This is a genomic window from Buttiauxella sp. (assembly GCF_049686335.1).
Taxonomy (GTDB): Bacteria; Pseudomonadota; Gammaproteobacteria; order Enterobacterales; family Enterobacteriaceae; genus Buttiauxella.
In genome coordinates this window covers 40,023-61,337 of record NZ_JBAVHX010000004.1, presented here as the reverse complement: position 1 = coordinate 61,337, position 21,315 = coordinate 40,023, and the positions used below count along the sequence as shown (strand labels likewise).

The 21,315-nt window shown below is 49.2% G+C and carries 17 protein-coding genes and 1 pseudogene; 16 read left to right on the top strand and 2 right to left on the bottom strand.

What is annotated here, in order from left to right; translation table 11 throughout:
• Nucleotides 1-65: 65 nt before the first annotated feature.
• Nucleotides 66-1,451 carry a diaminobutyrate--2-oxoglutarate transaminase gene (locus tag WBL83_RS00630; protein WP_424587318.1) on the top strand — a complete coding sequence of 462 codons (1,386 nt, stop codon included), beginning with the start codon at nt 66-68 and terminating at the stop codon, nt 1,449-1,451.
• Between the two features lie 18 nt (nt 1,452-1,469).
• Nucleotides 1,470-2,939 (top strand): pyridoxal phosphate-dependent decarboxylase family protein, encoded by a 1,470-nt coding sequence (locus WBL83_RS00625; protein ID WP_424587317.1) that lies wholly within the window; start codon nt 1,470-1,472, stop codon nt 2,937-2,939.
• 586 nt (nt 2,940-3,525) lie between these two features.
• Here the strand turns inward: WBL83_RS00625 and azoR are convergent.
• Nucleotides 3,526-4,131, bottom strand: coding sequence for an FMN-dependent NADH-azoreductase (gene azoR / locus WBL83_RS00620; protein ID WP_424587316.1), 606 nt, complete (start codon nt 4,129-4,131; stop codon nt 3,526-3,528).
• 323 nt (nt 4,132-4,454) lie between these two features.
• Here azoR and hrpA point away from each other — a divergent pair, with 323 nt between their 5' ends.
• Together hrpA and WBL83_RS00610 are read left to right on the top strand one after the other, a co-directional pair.
• Entirely contained in the window at nt 4,455-8,354 is a 3,900-nt protein-coding gene (gene hrpA / locus WBL83_RS00615; protein WP_424587315.1) for an ATP-dependent RNA helicase HrpA, read from the top strand.
• A 176-nt stretch (nt 8,355-8,530) separates the two neighbouring features.
• On the top strand, nt 8,531-9,295 hold the full coding sequence (locus WBL83_RS00610) for an SDR family oxidoreductase (protein WP_424587314.1): 765 nt from the start codon (nt 8,531-8,533) through the stop codon (nt 9,293-9,295).
• Here WBL83_RS00610 and WBL83_RS00605 read toward each other — a convergent pair.
• A pseudogene (locus WBL83_RS00605) lies at nt 9,292-9,402 on the bottom strand (methyltransferase); the annotation flags it as partial. The gene WBL83_RS00610 and the pseudogene WBL83_RS00605 overlap by 4 nt on opposite strands.
• Before the next feature lie 172 nt (nt 9,403-9,574).
• On the opposite strand from WBL83_RS00605, the gene WBL83_RS00600 reads away from it, so the two are divergent.
• The 12 genes from WBL83_RS00600 (at nt 9,575) to WBL83_RS00545 (ending at nt 21,294) form a co-directional block, all read left to right on the top strand.
• Nucleotides 9,575-10,693: a 1-propanol dehydrogenase PduQ gene (locus WBL83_RS00600; RefSeq protein WP_424587313.1), complete on the top strand. Its 1,119-nt coding sequence runs from the start codon at nt 9,575-9,577 to the stop codon at nt 10,691-10,693.
• 129 nt (nt 10,694-10,822) lie between these two features.
• A complete protein-coding gene (gene pduL, locus WBL83_RS00595; RefSeq protein ID WP_424587312.1) occupies nt 10,823-11,506 on the top strand; it encodes a phosphate propanoyltransferase in 684 nt (227 codons plus the stop codon).
• A 12-nt stretch (nt 11,507-11,518) separates the two neighbouring features.
• A complete protein-coding gene (locus WBL83_RS00590) occupies nt 11,519-12,265 on the top strand; it encodes a hypothetical protein (protein ID WP_424587311.1) in 747 nt (248 codons plus the stop codon).
• Nucleotides 12,266-12,273: 8 nt separating this feature from the next.
• A complete protein-coding gene (locus tag WBL83_RS00585; protein ID WP_424587310.1) occupies nt 12,274-12,543 on the top strand; it encodes a EutN/CcmL family microcompartment protein in 270 nt (89 codons plus the stop codon).
• A 12-nt stretch (nt 12,544-12,555) separates the two neighbouring features.
• On the top strand, nt 12,556-13,065 hold the full coding sequence (locus WBL83_RS00580) for a GlcG/HbpS family heme-binding protein (RefSeq protein WP_424587309.1): 510 nt from the start codon (nt 12,556-12,558) through the stop codon (nt 13,063-13,065).
• 110 nt (nt 13,066-13,175) lie between these two features.
• A complete protein-coding gene (gene tdcD / locus WBL83_RS00575) occupies nt 13,176-14,375 on the top strand; it encodes a propionate kinase (RefSeq protein WP_424587308.1) in 1,200 nt (399 codons plus the stop codon).
• A 303-nt stretch (nt 14,376-14,678) separates the two neighbouring features.
• Complete coding sequence (gene grpH, locus WBL83_RS00570) at nt 14,679-14,960, top strand: propanediol utilization system shell hexameric protein GrpH (RefSeq protein WP_424587307.1); 282 nt, start codon at nt 14,679-14,681, stop codon at nt 14,958-14,960.
• Between the two features lie 21 nt (nt 14,961-14,981).
• Complete coding sequence (pduB, locus tag WBL83_RS00565; RefSeq protein ID WP_424587306.1) at nt 14,982-15,767, top strand: propanediol utilization microcompartment protein PduB; 786 nt, start codon at nt 14,982-14,984, stop codon at nt 15,765-15,767.
• 49 nt (nt 15,768-15,816) lie between these two features.
• Entirely contained in the window at nt 15,817-17,343 is a 1,527-nt protein-coding gene (locus WBL83_RS00560; RefSeq protein WP_424587305.1) for an aldehyde dehydrogenase family protein, read from the top strand.
• Nucleotides 17,344-17,364: 21 nt separating this feature from the next.
• Nucleotides 17,365-17,664 (top strand): BMC domain-containing protein, encoded by a 300-nt coding sequence (locus WBL83_RS00555; RefSeq protein ID WP_424587304.1) that lies wholly within the window; start codon nt 17,365-17,367, stop codon nt 17,662-17,664.
• A gap of 77 nt (nt 17,665-17,741) precedes the next feature.
• Nucleotides 17,742-20,279, top strand: a complete 2,538-nt coding sequence (grpM, locus tag WBL83_RS00550; RefSeq protein WP_424587303.1) for a glycyl radical diol dehydratase GrpM — start codon at nt 17,742-17,744, stop codon at nt 20,277-20,279.
• Between the two features lie 97 nt (nt 20,280-20,376).
• Nucleotides 20,377-21,294, top strand: coding sequence for a glycyl-radical enzyme activating protein (locus WBL83_RS00545; RefSeq protein WP_424587302.1), 918 nt, complete (start codon nt 20,377-20,379; stop codon nt 21,292-21,294).
• Nucleotides 21,295-21,315: the final 21 nt, after the last annotated feature.

Sequence of the window (21,315 nt, the reverse complement as noted above, 5' to 3'; positions counted from 1 at the left end):
TGGTCAGTTTTTCTACATTTAATAATTCAACGGCTGATTAACGAATCGGCAGTTGTGGGAGAGATATGATGACGGATAAAGTCCGTATTGATAGTTTAGGTGCGAATTCATTAAATGGTAACAATGAAACCTATTTGGCCAGACAGGCTGAATTTGAATCGAATGTTAGGAGTTATCCACGTAAATTGCCTTTAGCTATCGCTAAGGCCAATGGTGTTTGGATCACTGATGTTGAGAATAATCAATATCTTGATTGCCTTGCGGGGGCAGGTACGCTTGCTCTTGGACATAACCACCCTGACGTGCTGCAAAGCATCCAAAATGTCATTACTAGCGGCTTGCCGTTACATACATTGGATCTGACAACACCGTTGAAAGATCAGTTCTCTGAATATCTTCTCTCCTTGCTGCCAGGACAGGGCAAAGAGTATTGCCTGCAATTTACTGGCCCATCCGGTGCGGATGCGGTTGAAGCGGCGCTGAAACTGGCTAAGAAAGTCACAGGCCGTGCAGGCATCATCAGCTTCTCCGGCGGCTATCACGGCATGACGCACGGCGCACTTTCTGTGACAGGTAACCTGTCTCCGAAAGAAGCGGTCGACGGCATGATGCCTGAAGTTCAGTTTATGCCTTACCCGCATCAGTACCGCTGCCCACTGGGTATTGGCGGTGAAGCTGGCGTTAAAGCATTAACTTATTACTTCGAAAACCTGATCAACGACGTTGAGAGTGGCGTGCGCAAACCTGCGGCAGTCATTCTGGAAGCGGTTCAGGGTGAAGGCGGCGTGAACCCGGCTCCAGCCGAGTGGTTGCAGCGCATTCGCAAAGTCACCCAGGAACACGGCATTCTGCTGATCATCGATGAAGTGCAGGCTGGTTTCTGCCGTACCGGCAAACTGTTTGCCTACGAACATGCTGGCATTGAGCCAGACATCATCGTGATGTCTAAAGCCGTTGGCGGCGGCTTGCCACTGGCGGTACTGGGTATTAAGAAAGAGTTCGATGCATGGTCACCAGGCCATCACACCGGGACTTTCCGTGGTAACCAACTGGCGATGGCAACCGGCCTGACGACTCTGAAGCTGCTGAAAGAAAACAATATTGCTGACAAAGTTGCCGCTCAAGGTGAATGGCTGAAAGGCCAACTGGCTAACCTGCAAAAACGTTATCCGGTCATCGGCCAGGTTCGTGGTCTGGGCTTAATGATCGGTATTGAGATGGTTAAACCAAACGAAGCAAAAGATCATATGGGTTGCTACCCGTCTGACCCAGAGCTGTCCGCATTGCTGCAGAAAAACTGCTTCAAAGCTGGGCTGATTCTGGAGCGTGGCGGCCGTAATGGTTGCGTGCTGCGTCTGCTACCATCCTTGCTGATCACTAACGATGAGCTGGCTATTTTCCTCGACAAATTTGAGCAGGCGCTGTTGGCGTCCGGCATCAAACCTGTCTGAGTGGAGCGAATGACCACAATGTCTGATTTAAACCCGATTCTGGCCGGCTCAGCGCAAAGCACTGAAGCCTACCAGCAGGCGATTGCGCAGACCAGTGCGGCTGTTGTGCAGTGGCTGCAGCAACCTGAGATGTATCAGGGGAAAAGCGTTGCTGAACTGCGTGAGCGCATTCAACTGGATTTTAATCCGCAGGGCCTGGGCAACCAGGCTGCTATTGAACGTGCCATCGAGTTCTTCTTAAAAGACAGCCTGTCGGTGCATCACCCACAGTGTGTCGCGCATTTGCATTGCCCAAGTCTGGTCATCAGCCAGGCGGCTGAAGTACTGATCAACGCCACTAACCAGAGCATGGACTCCTGGGACCAAAGCCCATCAGCGACCATTATCGAGATGAAGCTGATTGAGTGGCTGCGTGCTCAAGTGGGTTATCAGGCAGGCGACGCTGGCGTATTCACCAGTGGCGGCACCCAAAGTAACCTGATGGGTCTGATGCTGGCACGTGATGCCTTCTTCGCCCGCCAGGGTCACTCCATCCAGCAGGATGGTCTGACTGGCGATCTGAGAAAGATTAAAGTCCTGTGTTCTGAAAATGCGCACTTCTCAGTGCAGAAGAACATGGCGTTGATGGGCCTCGGTTACCAGTCAGTGACGTTGGTGAAAACTGACGAATTCGCGCGTATGGATCTTAACGATCTGCGTGAAAAAGTGGCTCAAGCTCAGGCTAACGGCGAGCAAATCCTCGCGATAGTGGCGACTGCCGGTACCACCGATGCAGGGGCAATCGACCCACTGCGTGATATTGCCGCACTTGCAGCACAACACCAGATTTGGGTGCACGTTGATGCGGCGTGGGGCGGTGCTTTGCTGATGTCAGAGCAGTATCGCGATTATCTGGACGGTATCGAATTAGTGGATTCCATTACCCTGGACTTCCATAAGCAATTCTTCCAGACCATCAGCTGCGGTGCGTTCTTGCTGAAAGAAGCCCGTCACTATGAATTGATGCGCTATCAGGCCGCTTATCTGAACTCTGAGTTCGATGAAGCGCAGGGCGTGCCAAATCTGGTGTCCAAATCGTTGCAGACCACGCGTCGTTTCGATGCGTTGAAACTGTGGATGGGCCTGGAAGCATTGGGTCAGAAGCAATATGCCGCGATCATCGACCACGGTGTGACACTTGCTCAGCAAGTTGCGCAGTACGTGACTGAACAACCTTCTCTGGAACTGGTGATGAAACCACAACTGGCGAGCGTGTTGTTCCGTTTCCGTCCTGAGCAGATGGCTAACAGTAGCGATGAAGCTATCGCATTGCTGAACCAGAAGATTGGTGATGCGTTGTTAGATTCAGGTCGTGCCAACTTAGGCGTGACTGAGCATAACGGCGTGACCTGTCTGAAAATGACGTTGCTGAATCCAATTGTTACGCTCGAGGATATTAAACTCCTGTTGGCGTTAGTTGAGAAAACAGCCCAGCCATTAATTGGTTAATTACGTTAAAAAGAGAGGCGATGTTAAATCGCCTCTCTTTTATTCTACTTATTCCACTTCTGCTTTATTCCCTTCAATATTTCTCTTAATAACATTCATTCAATGAATGAATTCTTTAAATCACATTTTCCGAAGTTATTTCTTATCGTTTAATTAATGTTAATTCATTGATTTAAAATGTTTATTTTATTTATTAATATTAGATAACACTAATTGCAAAGCATTTTAAGTACGGTTAATATTGTTTAAGATATTTCGCAAACAAAATGAGTCCTTATACTACTTGTTCATTGAGCATGCCTGCGTTACACGGATGATAACGTTATGATTATTCTGACAACATTAACTATTTATATATTAAAACTATGCTACCCACATTATGACTGGAATGGTCTGCGAAAACGGATTTTCTTTTGGTGGGTTATGCATTGCCTGTTTGTTTTTGCCTTACTTTATACTCAATGGTTTGGGCTTATGTTTTTAGCATCTTCGTTCATATTAATTTTTATGTTGTTGTAATAATTAAAACAATAAAAAACGGCAAACATAGGTTTGCCGTTTTTAAAATTTAAGTATGACGAAAAGATTAAGCCGTTACGATGCTATCAATCGCAGCTTTCGCATCAGTTTGCGCTTTGCTTGCCACTTCTGGACCGTAAGCAATACCTTCAGCGAACACGTAGTTCACATCGGTGATCCCGATGAAGCCCAGGAAGATGTTCAGATACGGAACCAGCAAATCGGTTGGGGTATCTTTATGGATGCCGCCACGGCTGGTCAGAATCACAGCGCGTTTACCCGTCACCAGGCCTTCTGGACCTTTTTCGGTGTAACGGAAGGTCACACCCGCACGAGCAACCAGGTCAAAATAGTTCTTCAACTGTGTTGGAATGTTGAAGTTGTACATTGGTGCGTTGATAACAATCACATCGTGAGCTTTGAGCTCAGCAATCAGTTCGTCAGACAGTGCCAGCGCTTCTTGCTGACGTGGAGACAGTGGCGCATCGCCTGGACGCAGCGCACCAACCAGCTCACCATCGAGCACTGGGATTGGGTTTGCAGCCAAATCACGCACGGTGATCTCATCTGCGCTATGCTCTTCACGCCATTGTTCAACAAAATAGTCAGACAGCTGATTTGACTGAGAGTAACCTGCCAGGATGCTGGACTTCAGAACTAATACTTTGCTCATGGGTGATTCCTTTGTTGTGTTCATTCGGGACAGATTGCCCGTTTCTGTGAAGTACTTTATTCACAATCCGATTGCAGTGATAGCGCAATATATCGAACTCTATGTTCGATTTTATTGAACAAGGCGTCGAAAGGTGTGATGTGCTAATCTAGCTCAACGGAAAATTTTACCCTATGGATTTCATGTTCCAGGCAGGCGGCAAGAGAATAAGTCCCGATGAGCTTAGTCAACTAAGTGATTTGGGCGAGTGAACGTAGCCAACGCACCTGCAACTTGAAATACGACGGGTATACCAGGCAGTGCGCTGCCATGATGACTACGCAATGGAAAACATAAAACCCTCACTGTCTTCATTATTCTCACGCCTTGATGGCTTAATGCTACGCGACAGACAGCGCTTCTCACGCCGTTTGCATGGCGCGAAGAAGGTGAAAAATCCTGAATCGCAGCAAGCACTGTTAGATTCACTGGCCCAGGAACTCGACACGGCAGCCGGTAAGGTACTGCTGCGTGAAGCCTCGCGTCCAAAAATTATCTACCCTGAAAATCTGCCTGTTAGTCAGAAAAAGCAGGATATTCTGGAAGCCGTCCGTGATAACCAGGTGGTTATCGTGGCAGGGGAGACCGGTTCCGGGAAAACCACGCAGTTGCCGAAGATCTGCATGGAGCTTGGGCGCGGCGTAAAAGGGCTGATTGGTCATACGCAGCCTCGCCGTCTGGCGGCGCGAACCGTTGCCAACCGTATTGCCGAGGAGTTGCAAACTGAACCGGGCGGGTGCGTCGGGTACAAGGTGCGTTTTACTGACCACGTCAGTGAAAACACCATGGTCAAACTGATGACCGATGGCATCTTGCTGGCTGAAATTCAGCAAGACAGGCTGCTGATGCAATACGACACCATCATTATCGATGAAGCGCACGAACGCAGTCTGAACATCGATTTCCTGCTGGGCTATTTGCGTGAGTTACTGCCGCGTCGCCCGGATCTGAAAATCATTATCACTTCTGCGACCATTGACCCGGAACGCTTCTCGCGTCATTTCAACAATGCGCCAATCATCGAAGTTTCTGGCCGTACTTATCCGGTGGAAGTGCGCTATCGCCCGATTGTCGAAGATGCTGACGATACCGATCGCGACCAGTTACAAGCCATTTTTGATGCCGTCGATGAACTCGGTCACGAGAGCGCAGGCGACATTCTGATTTTCATGAGCGGTGAGCGTGAAATCCGCGACACCGCTGATGCGTTAAACAAACTGAACTTGCCACACACTGAAGTGCTGCCGCTGTACGCGCGTTTGTCGAACAGCGAGCAAAACCGCGTGTTCCAGTCGCATGTTGGACGTCGTATCGTGCTGGCGACCAACGTCGCAGAAACCTCGCTTACCGTGCCGGGCATTAAATACGTTATCGACCCGGGTACGGCGCGCATCAGCCGTTATAGCTATCGCACCAAAGTGCAGCGTTTGCCGATTGAGCCGGTTTCCCAGGCTTCAGCCAACCAGCGTAAAGGCCGTTGCGGACGTGTCTCGGAAGGGATTTGTATTCGTCTTTATTCGGAAGACGATTTCCTCTCGCGCCCGGAATTTACCGATCCGGAAATTCTGCGTACCAACCTCGCGTCCGTCATTCTGCAAATGACCGCGCTGGGTCTTGGGGACATCGCCGCATTCCCGTTCGTCGAAGCGCCAGACAAGCGCAATATTCAGGATGGCGTGCGCCTGCTTGAAGAACTCGGCGCGATTACCAGCGATGAAGATCACAGCGTCTATAAATTGACGCCATCGGGTCGCCAGCTTGCTCAACTGCCTGTTGACCCGCGTCTGGCTCGGATGGTGCTGGAAGCGCAGCGCTTTGGATGTGTGCGTGAAGTGATGATCATCACCGCCGCGTTGTCGATTCAGGATCCGCGCGAGCGGCCGATGGACAAACAGCAGGCGTCGGATGAAAAACATCGTCGTTTCCACGACAAAGAATCTGACTTCCTCGCGTATGTGAACTTGTGGAACCACCTCGGCGAGCAGCAAAAAGAGCTGTCGTCTAATCAGTTCCGCCGCCAGTGCAAGCTCGATTACCTGAACTACCTGCGCGTGCGCGAGTGGCAGGACATTTACACCCAGTTGCGCCAGGTGGTGAAAGAACTTGGCTTGCCGATTAACAGTGAACCTGCTGATTTCCGCTCCGTTCACTGCGCATTGTTGACCGGTTTGCTTTCGCATATCGGGCAGAAAGATGCGGATAAGCAAGAGTACACCGGCGCACGTAACGCGCGGTTCTCCATTTTCCCTGGCTCCGGTTTATTTAAGAAGCCGCCGAAATGGACCATGGTTGCTGAACTGGTGGAAACCAGCCGCCTGTGGGGGCGTATTGCCGCCCGTATCGACCCGGAATGGGTAGAGCCGCTGGCACAACATCTGTTGAAACGCTCGTATAGCGAGCCGCACTGGGAGAAATCGCAGGGCGCGGTCATGGCGACCGAAAAAGTGACGCTTTATGGTCTGCCAATTGTTGCGGCACGCAGCGTGAACTACAGCCAGATTGATCCTGCATTGTGTCGTGAGCTGTTTATCCGCCACGCGCTGGTGGAAGGCGACTGGCAGACGCGCCACGCGTTCTTCCGTGACAACCTCAAGTTACGCAATGAAATTGAAGAACTGGAGCACAAGTCCCGTCGCCGCGACATTCTGGTAGACGACGACACGCTGTTCGAGTTTTACGATCAACGCATTGCCCACGACGTGATTTCTGCACGCCATTTCGATAACTGGTGGAAAAAGGTCAGTAAAGAGACGCCCGACCTGCTCAATTTCGAAAAGAGCATGTTGATAAAAGAGGGCGCGGAACAAGTCAGTAAACTCGACTATCCGAATTTCTGGCATCAGGGGAATCTCAAGCTGCGTCTGACCTATCAATTTGAACCGGGTGCCGATGCCGATGGTGTGACAGTGCATATTCCCTTGCCACTGTTAAACCAGGTTGAAGAAGCCGGATTTGAATGGCAGATCCCGGGCGTGCGCCGCGAACTGGTGATTGCGCTCATCAAGTCATTGCCAAAACCGGTGCGCCGCAACTTTGTGCCTGCGCCAAACTACGCCGAAGCGTTTTTAGGCCGTGCCACGCCGCTGGAATTGCCGCTGCTGGAAAGTTTAGAACGCGAATTTCGCCGTATGTCGGGTATCACCATTGACCGCGAAGACTGGCATTGGGATCAGGTACCCGATCACCTGAAAATGACGTTCCGCATCGTCGATGAGCACAATAAAAAGCTCAAAGAAGGTAAAGACCTCACTGAGTTAAAAGGCGGTCTGAAAGACAAAGTCCAGCAAACGCTCTCAGCAGTCGCGGATGATGGTATCGAACAAAGCGGCCTGCATATCTGGAGCTTCGGTTCATTACCAGAAAGCTACGAGCAAAAACGCGGTAACTACCGCATGAAGGCGTTCCCGGCGCTGGTGGATGACAAAGACAGCGTGGCTATCAAGTTGTTCGATAATCCGCTCGAACAGCAACAGGCGATGTGGCGGGGTTTGCGCCGTTTGCTGCTGCTGAACATTCCATCGCCGATTAAATACCTGCATGAAAAACTGCCCAACAAAGCCAAACTCGGCCTGTACTTTAACCCGTACGGCAAAGTCATGGATTTGATTGATGACTGCATTTCCTGCGGCGTCGATAAGCTGATTGCGCAGGCGGGTGGTCCGGTCTGGAGCGAAGAAGGTTTTGCCGCTCTGCATGAGAAAGTTCGCGCAGAACTCAACGAAACCGTGGTGGAAATTGCGAAGCAGGTCGAACAAATCCTCACCAGCGTTTTCAATATCAACAAACGTCTGAAAGGGCGTGTGGACATGACCATGGCGCTCGGTTTGTCAGATGTGAAAGCGCAAATGAGCGGCCTGGTTTATCGCGGTTTTGTCACCGGAAACGGCTACAAACGTTTAGGTGATACTTTGCGTTACCTGAATGCCATCGAAAAGCGCCTCGAGAAAATGGCAGTCGATCCGCATCGCGATCGTGTGCAAATGCTGAAAGTGGAGCATGTGCAGCAAACCTGGCAGCAGTGGCTGAATAAATTGCCTCCTGCCCGCCGCGTTGACGACGATGTGCTGGAAATCCGCTGGATGATTGAAGAGTTGCGCGTCAGTTTCTTTGCGCAGCAACTAGGTACGCCGTATCCGATCTCGGATAAGCGTATTTTGCAGGCGATGGAAGCGATCACTGTTTAAAACAACCCTCATCCTAACCTTCTCCCTGAGGGAGAAGGGACTGTCTGGTGTTCTGCCTCTCCCTGAGGGAGAGGGCCGGGGTGAGGGCGTCCATAAAGCCAACAATGCAAGAATCTCCTTCCGCTACCATACTCCTTGAGCGGTTAATATTTGACCGCGTTGACCCGGAGTTACCCATGAAACGTTTAGCCGATAAAGTTGCCATTGTTACCGGAGCCAGCTCAGGCATCGGTTATGCCACCGCAAAACTATTCGCTGCCGAAGGGGCGAAAGTGGTGGTCGGAGCCAGGCGTGAAGCCGAACTGGCCCAGCTCGTGGCCGAAATAAAAGCCGCGGGTGGCGAGGCCGTTGCAGTGTCCGGTGACGTACGGGAAGAAGCGTACGCCAAAGCGCTGGTGGCAAAAGCGGTAGAGACATGGGGACGGCTGGATATTGCGTTTAACAATGCAGGTACACTGGGAGAAAACGGCCCGAGCACAGAAGTCTCAGCCGAAGGGTTTGCCAATGCGGTCGCGATTAATCTGACTGGATCGTTTCTTGGCGCTAAACATCAAATAGCCGAAATGCTCAAACATGGCGCGGGCTCGATCATCTTCACCTCAACCTTTGTCGGTTACAGTTTTGCCTTCCCGCAAGTGGCGTCATACGCCGCCAGCAAAGCCGGACTGATAGGTTTGACCCAGGCGTTAGCCTCAGAATTTGGCCCGCAGAACATTCGCGTTAACTCTATTTTACCGGGCGCGGTCGATACCGATATGTACCGGGATATGAACAACACCGCTGAATCACAGGCGTTTATCACCGGGCTACACGCGCTAAAACGCGTCGCACAGCCGGAAGAACTGGCGCGAGCCGTGCTGTGGCTTGCATCTGATGAATCTTCATTTGTTACCGGCACCGCCTCGCTAGTGGATGGCGGTGCATCTATTAACGGGGTTTAGTCATTTAATCGAGCAATGGAAAAACTATCCCAGCCTTTGCTGCCCACGGTCTGTAATGCTGTGACGGTAAGTCTGGGATTGTTGCCGATCAATTCGATAACTGTCTCAAGTCCTGCCAGTTGCATTATTTTGCGGGTTTTAAAAGCAAGAGAGCAAAATAATCCTTTTATTGCACAAGCATGAGTAGCATCGTTTTAACTCTCGCGTGATAGCTTAAATAACTATTTTCAGCTACTGGTTATAAATGCCATTAACCAGTCTGTGTAAGGTATTAGCATCATGGCGAGTTATCTTTTCTCCTGTCCAAAAATATATTTCGGTGAAGAGGCGATAACCTCTTTACGTACGTTAAATAATAAAAGAGTAGCCATTGTTACTGATGACTTTATGGTTTCTTCAGGTAAAACTCGTTATCTCATCGAAGTTATGCCACAAGCTTCCGTATCTATATTTGGGGAGGTAAAACCCGATCCTAATATCGATGTTTTAAAGGCGGGCGCTGAAAAATTTAAAACGTTCAAACCTGATGTAATTATTGCTCTCGGTGGCGGTTCATCACTTGATGCGGCAAAAGGTATTAAAGTCACGCTTGAAGAACATTATCGTACACATACCATTGAGTTAATCGCCATTCCGACTACCAGTGGGTCTGGTTCAGAAGTGACCTCTTATGCCATTATTTCTGATCCGCAAAATGGTCGTAAATATCCGCTGGTAGCACAGGCGCTGGTGCCTGACGTTGCGATTCTGGACCCAAACCTTGTCTTAAGTGTGCCACGCCATATCGCGGTTGATACGGGTATGGATGTGCTGACGCACGCGATTGAAGCGCTTGTTTCGACAGGGGCGAATGATTTTAGCGATGCGCTGGCGGAAAAGGCGATTGCCCTGACCTGGCAGTATTTGCCGCAAGTTTATAACGACGAGAAAAATATTAAGCCTCGTGAGCACATGCATAACGCTTCTTGCATGGCGGGTATGGCATTTAACTCCTCCGGTTTGGGACTGGTTCATGGTATGGCACATGCTATTGGCGGCATGCTGCATATTCCTCATGGCAAAATTAACGCCATGCTGTTGCCGCTAGTGATTGAATTTAATGCAGCGCAAGCAACAGCGCAAACGACCGAATCTTATATGAAATGCGCGCGCATTCTGGGAATAGAAAACTCTAACCCTCAGTTGGCTATTTCACAACTGGTCAGAAATATCCGCCAACTCAATCGTCAGTTTACTATTCCATCCACATTAAAAGAGTTAGGTTCGAATATGGTGGTATTTGAACAGTTACGTCAGCCTTTAATTGATGCAACGCTGGCAGATGGCTGTACTGCAACGAATCCGCGAAAACCAACCACTCAAGATATTGACCGGTTGCTTTCACTCATTGGTGGGTAATCTGGACAAGATTGTCATGAAACATCCAGTTGGTAAAAAAAATCCTGCCTGAAGGCAAGAAGCAATTTCCCGGGATGATTATTCTGAAAACCATTCTTAATTTTTAATTATTTACCAGGCTTTTCCATTATGAATGAAAACCAGCTTCAGGCCGAAAGGATCACCCGGCAAATTATGCAAGAGTTGGCAGTCGGTAAAAATAGACTGTCGTCAACGCCTGTGAAAGAAGGGACGCAATTACTTATTCCTGTCGGTGTTTCTAACCGCCATATTCACCTGTGCCGTGAAGATATGGATGTGTTGTTCGGTTATGGCTCGACGCTCACACGCATGAAAGCGGTTAAGCAACCCGGTCAGTATGCCGCAGAAGAAACAGTGACTTTGCGCACCCAAAAAGGGGACATCCCCAACGTCCGTATTTTGGGGCCATTGCGCCGTTCGACTCAGATTGAAATCTCGGTGGCGGATAGTTTTGTCCTTGGCGTTAAAGCACCAGTACGCATGTCTGGCGATCTGCATGATTCGCCAGGCATTGAGATTGTTGGCCCCAAAGGGCGCGTCGTAAAACCCCAGGGCACTATCGTCGCCTGGCGGCATCTTCATATTTCACCGCAAGAGGCGCAGATGCACGGCCTGCGAGATGGAATGGAAATTGATATTCAGGCCGACGGTTTGCGGGCCGGTATATTACGCCACGTTGTGGTGCGGGTTAGCGCTGACGCGGTGCTTGAACTGCATATTGATGTGGAAGAGGCCAATGGATTTGGGCTTCGCAATGGGGATCTGGTTTGCCGAAATAACCCAACCGATTGATGTGAGGGCGCTATGGAACACCAGGTTTTATCCCGACGACTGGATACACTGATTGCTCGATTGCTGGAACAAAAACGCCGCGAATTAAACGCAGGGCGTAAGAAAATCCGCGTGTTAATCACGGGCAATAATTTCAGTACATTACCCGTGACCCTGTTAAGTCTTTCGGCGCTGGACCGCTCGGGGTATCAACTTCTGGTGTCGTTTTCTTACAGTGCAAGAGTCTCTGGGCTGAAAACCGCCTGCATCAGCGCAATGAATTCAAGTGGCACCGGATCACAGTATATCGAAGATGAGTCCATTGAAGTTGACGACGACTACCACTGCCTTTTTCTACCTGTGCTTTCAACCAATAGCCTGAGCAAAATTGCCCTGTGTATCAGAGATAACCTTGCCAGTAATTGGGTGTTTCATGCCCTCAACAGGCATAAAAAAGTGATTGCTACATTGAACCCCGAATGTCTGGACGGCGCACCGACGGGGTCTGCACGTCCACTGCTTAACCGCCTTGCAAAGTACGTCTCAACCATTGAGCAGTACGGGGTTGTGATCGCGGGTAAGAACATGCCGGGCAACATGACATGCAACCTCGGTAATACCGGCAAACCTCTCAGCTTCACCAAAAACCTGGTAACCCTAAGCGATATTCTCACGTTGTCAGGGACGAAAAACTTACAGATTGATAGCCACACGCTGATTACGCCTGCTGCGCAGGATGAAATTCGCCGTCAAAACATCACTGTTATTCAGGGATCTTAGGAGGATTTATGTACCTGGCAAAAGTCACGTGTGCGCTGGTTTCTACCACCAAGCATGCCTCTTTAAACGGATGCAAATTACTGGTCGTTGCCCGGCTTGATGAAAACTATAAGCCGACAGGAACTGCGCAGGTCGCGGTTGATTTCGTGGGGGCAGGGAACGGTGAAATTGTCATCGTGACCACCGGAAGTTCCGCCCGCATGAGTAACAGTAAAGAGCATTCGGTTATTGATGCGGCGATTGTCGGCATCGTTGACGCACTGGACTCTAACGTATAGCGAGGAAGGGATATGTTTGGGCAAGATGAACACCGTCCATCACAGTTAGATAACTGGATAAATTCCGCTCTCACGCAGCAATTATCTGAACGGCAGCCTTCCCTGAGTCTGGATGATGCCCAAGCTTTAGGGCGCAATGCCTGCCTCGAAGCCCGGATATTCAACATTCCCATTGTGTTCAGTCTGGTCGATGCCAGTGGACATCAACGCTACTTTTTTAGCCAGGATAACGCGCTACTGGTCAGCCATAGTCTTGCTTATCAGAAAGCCTGGACTGCCGTCGCACTCAAAATGGCCACCCACGAATTAGCGCCGCTTGTTCAGCCGGGTGCCGATCTTTATGGGCTACAGCACGACAAAAGAATCTGTTGTTTCGCTGGCGGTGTGCCGTGTTGGGCAAACGGTGTGTTAGTGGGAGCAATCGGCATAAGCGGCGGCAGTGTTGAACAGGATCTGGCTATTGCCAGCAACACGTTACGCCGTTTTAGCCGCGAACATTTCGAGTTAACGAGCAGCAAATAAAACAGGTTGTCGGATGACGCTGCGCTTATCCGACCTACGGTAGGGGGTAAGCGCAGCGTCATCCACCCATTGCACCTACGCATATATACATTGATTTTGGGATTATCAATATGTCCATTGCTTCACTGGTTTTAGTGATTAATTGCGGGTCGTCCTCGCTGAAATTTGCGTTGATCCCATTTGGTGATGATGCGCCAGTACTCTCAGGTTTGGCTGAAAAACTCGGGCTTGATGAAGCCTGTATGACGATTAAAGACCACGCAGGTCACAAATCTAGCCAGAGATTGCCTGAGGCCAGCCATCTTAGTGCGTTGAAAGTGCTTTTTGACGAACTTGACCAACGCCAACTGCTGACAGCGGTTAAAGCGATTGGGCATCGGGTTGCCCATGGCGGGAGTGAGTTTAAACACTCTGTGGCACTTAACGCGCAGGTGATTGAAAAAATCCGAGCGCTCTCCGGTCTCGCACCATTACATAATCCAGCCAACCTTATCGGTATTGACGCAACCATGGCCTTGCTCCCCGCCGTTGCCCAGGTTGCGGTATTTGATACCGCGTTTCACCAGACTTTAGCGCCCGAGGCTTACACCTACGCGATCCCTCTGGAATATCAGGAACGTTATCAGGTTCGTCGCTACGGTTTTCATGGCACATCTCATCGTTACATTGCGGAAGAGGCCGTCAAAGAATTTGATCTCGACCCAGGCGATCACGGCATTCTGATTGCTCATCTGGGTAACGGCTCATCGGTATGTGCGGTGAAAAACGGCAAAAGTGTGGATACCTCAATGGGGATGACGCCGCTTGAAGGGTTGGTCATGGGAACGCGATGCGGCGATCTGGATTTTGGAGCTGCGGCCTATATCGCCTCCTGCACCGGGCAAACTGTCGACTCTTTGTACAAAATGATGAACAACCAGTCCGGGCTATATGGCTTGTCGGGGTTATCCAGTGACTGCCGGACTTTGCAAGAGGCGCGTGGCCAGGGCAATGAGCGTGCGACGTTGGCCATTGATGTGATGGTTCATCGTCTGACACGCCATCTGGGTGCGCATCTCGCGTCACTTCACCGGCTGGATGCACTGATTTTCACTGGCGGCATTGGTGAGAACTCGGCGTTAGTGAGGGAATTAACCGTCAGACGGCTCGGCGTGTTTGGATTACAGCTTGACGAAGAAAAGAACCAACAGACTTTTGCTGGACACGGTTGCGTTATCTCAAAAGCCAATAGCCCACTTGTGGCAGTCATCCCCACCAATGAAGAGAAAATGATTGCCATGGATGCTGCGGCTATTTCTGGCACTTTGTAATAGATATCCAAAATAATTCAAGTTGCATCGCGGCGGCAAGCAAATCCCGCTGAGCTTACATAACTCAGTGATGCGGGTGAGTGAGTGTAGCCAACAAAGATGCAACTTGAATTATGAAGGATATGAGCGTGGATTTTATTGTCCAGACACATGCGAGACAACAAGATAATCAAGCTGACGGGCAAAACATTTTGTCCAGATATCCTTAGTATCATATTAAGAAAACATATTACCCGCAGCAGAAGAATCGACTCGGTTATTCCACTGCGTTTTTTAATTCCCAATGAAATACATGAGGTCTTTATGCAACAAGAAGCGCTAGGTATGGTTGAAACGAAAGGTCTGGTTTCTGCAATTGAAGCGGCAGACACCATGGTTAAATCGGCTAACGTGACTTTAGTGGGTTATGAAAAAATAGGTTCTGGTCTGGTGACTGTGATTGTGCGCGGTGACGTTGGCGCAGTTAAAGCCGCAACTGACGCGGGTTCTGCTGCAGCAATAAAAGTAGGCGAACTGGTTTCTGTACACGTTATTCCTCGTCCGCATATGGAAGTAGAGAAAATTCTACCAAAAGCCGTCGTTTAATAACGCCAGAGGATACTGACCATGAGAGATAATCTTGTTGAGCAGATTATATCTGAAGTAATGAATAAACAAACTGATGTCAGTACAACCGGTAATAATGTCACCAGTATTGCCAAATGTGGTTTAACAGAATTTGTTGGAACCGCAATGGGGAACACTATTGGTTTGGTCATTGCCAATGTCGATAATCAATTGCATGACGTCATGAATATCGATAAGAAATATCGCTCTATCGGTATTCTTGGCGCACGTACTGGCGCTGGACCACATATTTTTGCTGCGGATGAAGCCATTAAAGCGACAAACAGCGAAATATTATCCATTGAGCTGGCGCGTGATACAGAAGGTGGCGGTGGACATGGTTGCTTAATTATTTTTGGCGCAACCGATGTTTCTGATGTTCGCCGCGCCATCGAAGTGGCGCTGTCGGAGATTGATCGCACGTTTGGCGATGTTTACGGTTCACCGGCAGGCCACCTCGAATTTCAATACACCGCTCGCGCAAGCCACGCACTGAATAAAGCGTTCGGGGCACCGGTAGGTAAGTCATTCGGCATGACCTGCGCTTGCCCTGCGGCAATCGGCGTATTGATTGCAGATGCTGCGGCGAAATCAGCAATCATTGAACCTATTGGCTATGCAAGCCCAGCTAACGGCACCAGCTTCAGTAATGAAGTGATCTTCACCTTTGCGGGTGATTCCGGTGCAGTTCGCCAGGCGGTGATTGCTGCGCGCGAAGTTGGTTTACAACTGCTTGCAACGCTTGATCCTGCACCGCTCAAGTCCGCAACTAAACCGTACATCTAAGCCGCTGCGAAATGCTTGTGAAGCGATGTGAAGCAAGGAAATCAATAGCATGAATGATAATGACATTGCTCAGGCAGTTTCTAACGTGCTGAGTAAATATACCAAAACCATAGCGGACGTCGCTCCACAGGCAATTCCTGCAGCTCACCAAAGGCAGGAAAGCGACCCGTTGGATGCGCTTATCGCCAGGGCACTGGCTCATCAAACGGATAAGACGGTTTCTGTCGAGCCTTCTGTTTTTCCGGCGAAAACGGCAGGCAACGGGGCATTCGCTACGATGGATGAAGCCATTGCCGCGGCTGTGATTGCACAGGTTCAATATCGCCATTGTTCAATGCACGATCGCGGTAACTTCATTCAGGGCATCCGCGAAGTCTTTCTGCAAGATGAAGTATTACGGACTATTTCGCGTATGGCGGTGGAAGAGACGGGGATGGGCAACGTTGAAGACAAGTTTACTAAAAACCGTCTTGCGGCGTTGAAAACCCCGGGCCTTGAAGATCTCACTACAGGAGCATTAACCGGTGATGACGGTCTGACGCTGATGGAATACTCAGCATTTGGGGTGATAGGTTCGATTACGCCAACCACCAATCCAACAGAAACCATCATCAATAACAGTATCGGTATGTTAGCGGCGGGAAATACTGTGGTGTTCAGCCCACATCCTCGCTCACGTAATGTTTCGTTGTACGTTGTTGAGCTCATTAATAACAAACTCGCAACTCTGGGTGCGCCCGCCAATATGGTGGTAACGGTGTCGCAGCCTTCAATTGATAACACTAACGCGTTAATCAATGACTCACGCATCAGCATGCTGGTTGCGACGGGTGGCCCGGCAATTGTGAAAACAGTGATGTCGTCGGGTAAGAAGGCTATCGGTGCCGGAGCCGGCAATCCGCCAGTTGTGGTAGACGAAACGGCAGATATTGAAAAAGCCGCTCGCGATATCGTAAATGGATGCAGTTTTGACAACAACTTGCCATGTATTGCTGAGAAAGAAGTGATTGTGGTGAACCAGGTTGCTGATTATCTGATTCATTGCATGAAGAAAAGCGGGGCTTATCTGTTGTGCGATCAGAAGTTAATTCAGCAATTGCAATCACTGGTGTTAAACGAAAAAGGTACGGGTCCGAACACAGCGTTTGTTGGGAAAGATGCTCGTTATATCCTGCAAAAGCTGGGCGTAAATGCGCCGGAAGAGACAAAAGTTATTTTAATTGAAACCGAGAAAAATCATCCATTTGTGGTGCATGAATTGATGATGCCTGTGTTGCCGGTGGTGCGTGTGGATAACGTTGACGAAGCGATTGAGTTGGCGGTTCAGGTTGAACACGGTAATCGTCACACCGCAATCATGCACTCAACCAATGTCGATAAACTCACCAAAATGGCTCGCCAAATCCAGACCACTATTTTTGTTAAAAATGGTCCTTCTTATGCTGGATTGGGCGTGGGTGGAGAAGGTTATCCGACGTTTACGATTGCCGGGCCAACGGGTGAAGGTTTGACATCTGCCCGTGCGTTCGCAAGAAACCGCCGTTGTGTGATGGTCGAAGCACTCAACATTCGCTGATTAAGCCAGAGGAGATCGGGGATGAAGAAACGCATCATCAATGCACCGACGCCTGAAACCCTGGCGATGCTAAAACGGCGGATGCCCAGCGAGTTTCGCACACGGCTGGACTTGATTCGTATCGATGCAATTGGACTCGTGATGTTGCCGGTACCCGATCTCTACTTCTTTGCAGACGTCGCAAGTAAAAGTGCGCACGTGGTGGTATCGGAGATTCATGGCAGTTGCCCGCAACATGTTACTACGCTCGCTATATTTGGCGAGGTGTCAGCAGTCAATGAAGCCATGCGATTAATAGAGGATGACGTTAATACATTCTGATAATACGTGATGAAGAATCTATTACAGCTCGCAGTTTATTGCTCGCAAGGTTAAATAATTAATTCCGGGAGTCTTTTATGTTAGAGAAAGGTTTTTCTAATCCAACCGATCGTGTTGTCAGATTAAAAAATATGATTTTGCATGCTACCCCCTATGTGGAATCAGAGCGTGCAGTGCTGGCCACCGAAGCTTATAAAGAAAGTGAACAATTGCCTGCTATTATGCGCAGAGCAAAAGTGGTTGAGAAAATATTTAATGAATTGCCGGTAACTATTCGCCCTGACGAACTCATTGTGGGGGCGGTAACCATTAATCCGCGCTCAACTGAAATCTGTCCTGAATTTTCATATGACTGGGTAGAAAAAGAATTCGATACTATGGAACACCGTATTGCGGATCCTTTTATTATTCCTAAAAAGACAGCGCAAGAACTGCATGAAGCCTTTAAATACTGGCCAGGTAAAACGACCAGTTCGCTTGCAGCATCCTATATGTCAGAAAGCACTAAAGAGAGCATGGCAAATGGCGTTTTCACGGTAGGTAACTACTTCTACGGCGGCGTGGGCCACGTGAGTGTAGATTACGGCAAAGTGTTGAGAATCGGTTTTCGCGGCATCATTAATGAAGTGACTCGCGCAATGGAAGCGCTTGATCGTAGCGAGCCTGGATATATCAAGAAAGAGCAGTTCTATCGCGCAGTGATTATGAGTTATAACGCAGCGATTAAATTTGCTCATCGTTATGCTCAAGAAGCGACACGCCTCGCGCAACAGGAAAGTAACCCGACGCGCAAACGCGAGCTTGAACAAATCGCGCAAAACTGTACTCGTGTGCCTGAACATGGCGCAACCACTTTCTGGGAAGCCTGCCAGACCTTCTGGTTCATCCAGAGCATGCTGCAAATTGAGTCCAGCGGCCACTCTATTTCCCCAGGGCGTTTTGACCAGTACATGTACCCATACCTGGTGGCAGACAACGCGATATCCAAAGAATTTGCTCAGGAACTGGTGGACTGCTGCTGGATCAAACTCAACGACATCAATAAAACGCGTGATGAAGTGTCTGCTCAGGCTTTTGCTGGTTACGCGGTGTTCCAGAACTTATGCGTCGGCGGCCAGACAGAAGATGGGCTGGATGCCACTAACGCACTGAGCTACATGTGTATGGAAGCGACCGCGCATGTGCGCCTGCCGCAACCTTCATTCTCGATTCGCGTCTGGCAAGGTTCGCCTGACGAGTTTCTCTATCGTGCTTGTGAACTGGTACGCCTGGGGCTGGGTGTTCCGGCGATGTACAACGATGAAGTGATTATTCCGTCGCTGCAGAACCGTGGCGTATCACTGCGTGATGCACGTGATTACTGCATCATTGGTTGCGTTGAACCTCAGGCTCCGCATCGCACTGAAGGCTGGCACGATGCTGCATTCTTTAACGTGGCCAAAGTGTTGGAGATAACCCTTAACAACGGTCGTAGTGCTAATCAACAACTGGGCCCGGTCACGGGTGAAATGACCCAGTACGCCAGCATCGAAGATTTCTATACCGCCTTCACCAACCAGATGGCGTACTTTGTTCGCCAACTGGTTGAGGCGTGTAACAGTGTTGATATTGCTCACGGTGAACGTTGCCCATTGCCATTCTTGTCAGCACTGGTAGATGACTGTATCGGGCGGGGTAAATCCTTGCAGGAAGGTGGGGCAATCTACAACTTCACCGGCCCACAGGCATTCGGTATCGCGGATACTGGAGACTCTGTTTACGCCATCCAGAAACAGGTATTTGAAGATCGCAAAGTGACCCTCAATGAGCTGAAAGGGGCGCTGGATGCCAACTTTGGACATCAAGTGGGTAGCGTATCTGCAAAATCGTCTTTGGGTGAAAAAGATGTTTATGACATCGTGAAACGCATTATTGATAGCCACGGTTCTCTCGACCCATCGGCGATTAAAAATGAAGTTTACCGTCAGCTTTCAAACGGGACATCGGCTCCTGCTGCGGCAGGCAATACCTCACGCTTTGAAGAGATTCGCCATATTCTGGAAAATACACCGTGCTTCGGTAATGACATTGATGAAGTCGACTATGTTGCCCGTCGCTGTGCGCTGATCTATTGCCAGGAAGTGGAGAAATACACCAACCCGCGTGGTGGTCAATTCCAGGCAGGTATCTATCCAGTATCAGCTAACGTACTGTTTGGTAAAGATGTTAGTGCACTTCCAGATGGTCGACTGGCGAAAGAACCGCTGGCGGATGGGGTTTCTCCACGTCAGGGCAAAGATACGTTTGGCCCAACTGCTGCCGCGAACTCTGTTGCAAAACTTGACCACTTTATTGCTTCTAACGGTACGCTGTACAACCAGAAGTTCCTGCCGTCATCCCTGGCTGGGGAAAATGGTTTACGCCACTTTAGCGGCCTGGTAAGAAACTACTTCGACAAGAAGGGTATGCACGTTCAGTTTAACGTCATTGACCGCAACCTATTGATAGAAGCGCAGAAAAATCCGCAACAGTACCAGGATTTAGTGGTCCGTGTTGCTGGGTATAGCGCACAGTGGGTTGTGCTAGCTAAAGAAGTTCAGGATGACATTATTAGCCGTACTGAACAGCAGCTGTAATTAATTGCGTTACCACATAGGCCATGTTTTCGCATGGCCTATATATCAATTTTTAACGCCGCAAAGGTCATTCGCTGCGGTGATAGCGAGCGAAGCTATGAATAAAGTCGATTACGAAATGGAAGGCGTGCTATTTAATATTCAGCGCTATTCTTTACATGACGGTCCAGGTATTCGCACTATTCCTTTTTTTAAAGGGTGCCCTTTATCTTGCAAATGGTGTAGTAATCCGGAATCACAACGTCCACAGCCTGAATTAATTTTTAAAAAGAACGACTGTATTCGCTGTGGTAAATGTGTGGATATTTGCCCGCAGCGTGCTTTATCGGTGACTAATCCGTATTTTATTGATCGCTCCGCCTGTATTCAGTGTGGGAAATGTACTGAAGTTTGCCCGACACAAGCGCTGGAAATGAAAGGTAAACGCATAACGGTTGCCAATGTCATGCGTGAATTACAAAAAGAGGAAAACCTCTATCGCCGGTCGGGCGGTGGTATTACGCTATCTGGAGGAGAACCTCTGGCTCAACCTGAGTTTGCCCGTGAATTACTGAAAGCATGCAAAGAAAAGGGCTGGCATACCGCAATTGAAACCACGGGCTTCACTACACCTGAGGTCATTGATGAGGTATTCCCGTATGTCGATCTGGCGCTGACCGACATCAAAGCGATCAATCCCGCCGTGCATCTGGACAATACTGGTATAGACAACCGCCGTATTCTGGAAAATCTCATCAGGATTTCTTTTCTCACCAAAGCCATCGTTCGTATTCCGGTTATTCCGGGCGTTAATGACAATCCAGAAGAGATCCGCAGTATTGGAGAGTTTGCCCGATTAATGCTGAACGTCGACACAATCCATTTATTGCCTTATCACTCTTATGGCGAAAATAAATATAGCCTGGTAGGGCGTATTTACCCGATGGGAAATGCGCAAGGGATTGCTGAAAATAAAATGTCTCTATTAAAAAATGAAATTGAGTCATTAGGTTTTCATTGTCAGGTTGGCGGATAAATTAAATAAACATCTTATCAA

Bases quoted from the DNA above. Each gene is read 5' to 3' on its own strand.
- WBL83_RS00630 (WP_424587318.1), top strand. From the start codon at position 66: ATGATGACGGATAAAGTCCGTATTGATAGTTTAGGTGCGAATTCATTA.
- WBL83_RS00625 (WP_424587317.1), top strand. From the start codon at position 1,470: ATGTCTGATTTAAACCCGATTCTGGCCGGCTCAGCGCAAAGCACTGAA.
- azoR (WP_424587316.1), bottom strand. From the start codon at position 4,131: ATGAGCAAAGTATTAGTTCTGAAGTCCAGCATCCTGGCAGGTTACTCT.
- hrpA (WP_424587315.1), top strand. From the start codon at position 4,455: ATGGAAAACATAAAACCCTCACTGTCTTCATTATTCTCACGCCTTGAT.
- WBL83_RS00610 (WP_424587314.1), top strand. From the start codon at position 8,531: ATGAAACGTTTAGCCGATAAAGTTGCCATTGTTACCGGAGCCAGCTCA.
- WBL83_RS00600 (WP_424587313.1), top strand. From the start codon at position 9,575: ATGGCGAGTTATCTTTTCTCCTGTCCAAAAATATATTTCGGTGAAGAG.
- pduL (WP_424587312.1), top strand. From the start codon at position 10,823: ATGAATGAAAACCAGCTTCAGGCCGAAAGGATCACCCGGCAAATTATG.
- WBL83_RS00590 (WP_424587311.1), top strand. From the start codon at position 11,519: ATGGAACACCAGGTTTTATCCCGACGACTGGATACACTGATTGCTCGA.
- WBL83_RS00585 (WP_424587310.1), top strand. From the start codon at position 12,274: ATGTACCTGGCAAAAGTCACGTGTGCGCTGGTTTCTACCACCAAGCAT.
- WBL83_RS00580 (WP_424587309.1), top strand. From the start codon at position 12,556: ATGTTTGGGCAAGATGAACACCGTCCATCACAGTTAGATAACTGGATA.
- tdcD (WP_424587308.1), top strand. From the start codon at position 13,176: ATGTCCATTGCTTCACTGGTTTTAGTGATTAATTGCGGGTCGTCCTCG.
- grpH (WP_424587307.1), top strand. From the start codon at position 14,679: ATGCAACAAGAAGCGCTAGGTATGGTTGAAACGAAAGGTCTGGTTTCT.
- pduB (WP_424587306.1), top strand. From the start codon at position 14,982: ATGAGAGATAATCTTGTTGAGCAGATTATATCTGAAGTAATGAATAAA.
- WBL83_RS00560 (WP_424587305.1), top strand. From the start codon at position 15,817: ATGAATGATAATGACATTGCTCAGGCAGTTTCTAACGTGCTGAGTAAA.
- WBL83_RS00555 (WP_424587304.1), top strand. From the start codon at position 17,365: ATGAAGAAACGCATCATCAATGCACCGACGCCTGAAACCCTGGCGATG.
- grpM (WP_424587303.1), top strand. From the start codon at position 17,742: ATGTTAGAGAAAGGTTTTTCTAATCCAACCGATCGTGTTGTCAGATTA.
- WBL83_RS00545 (WP_424587302.1), top strand. From the start codon at position 20,377: ATGAATAAAGTCGATTACGAAATGGAAGGCGTGCTATTTAATATTCAG.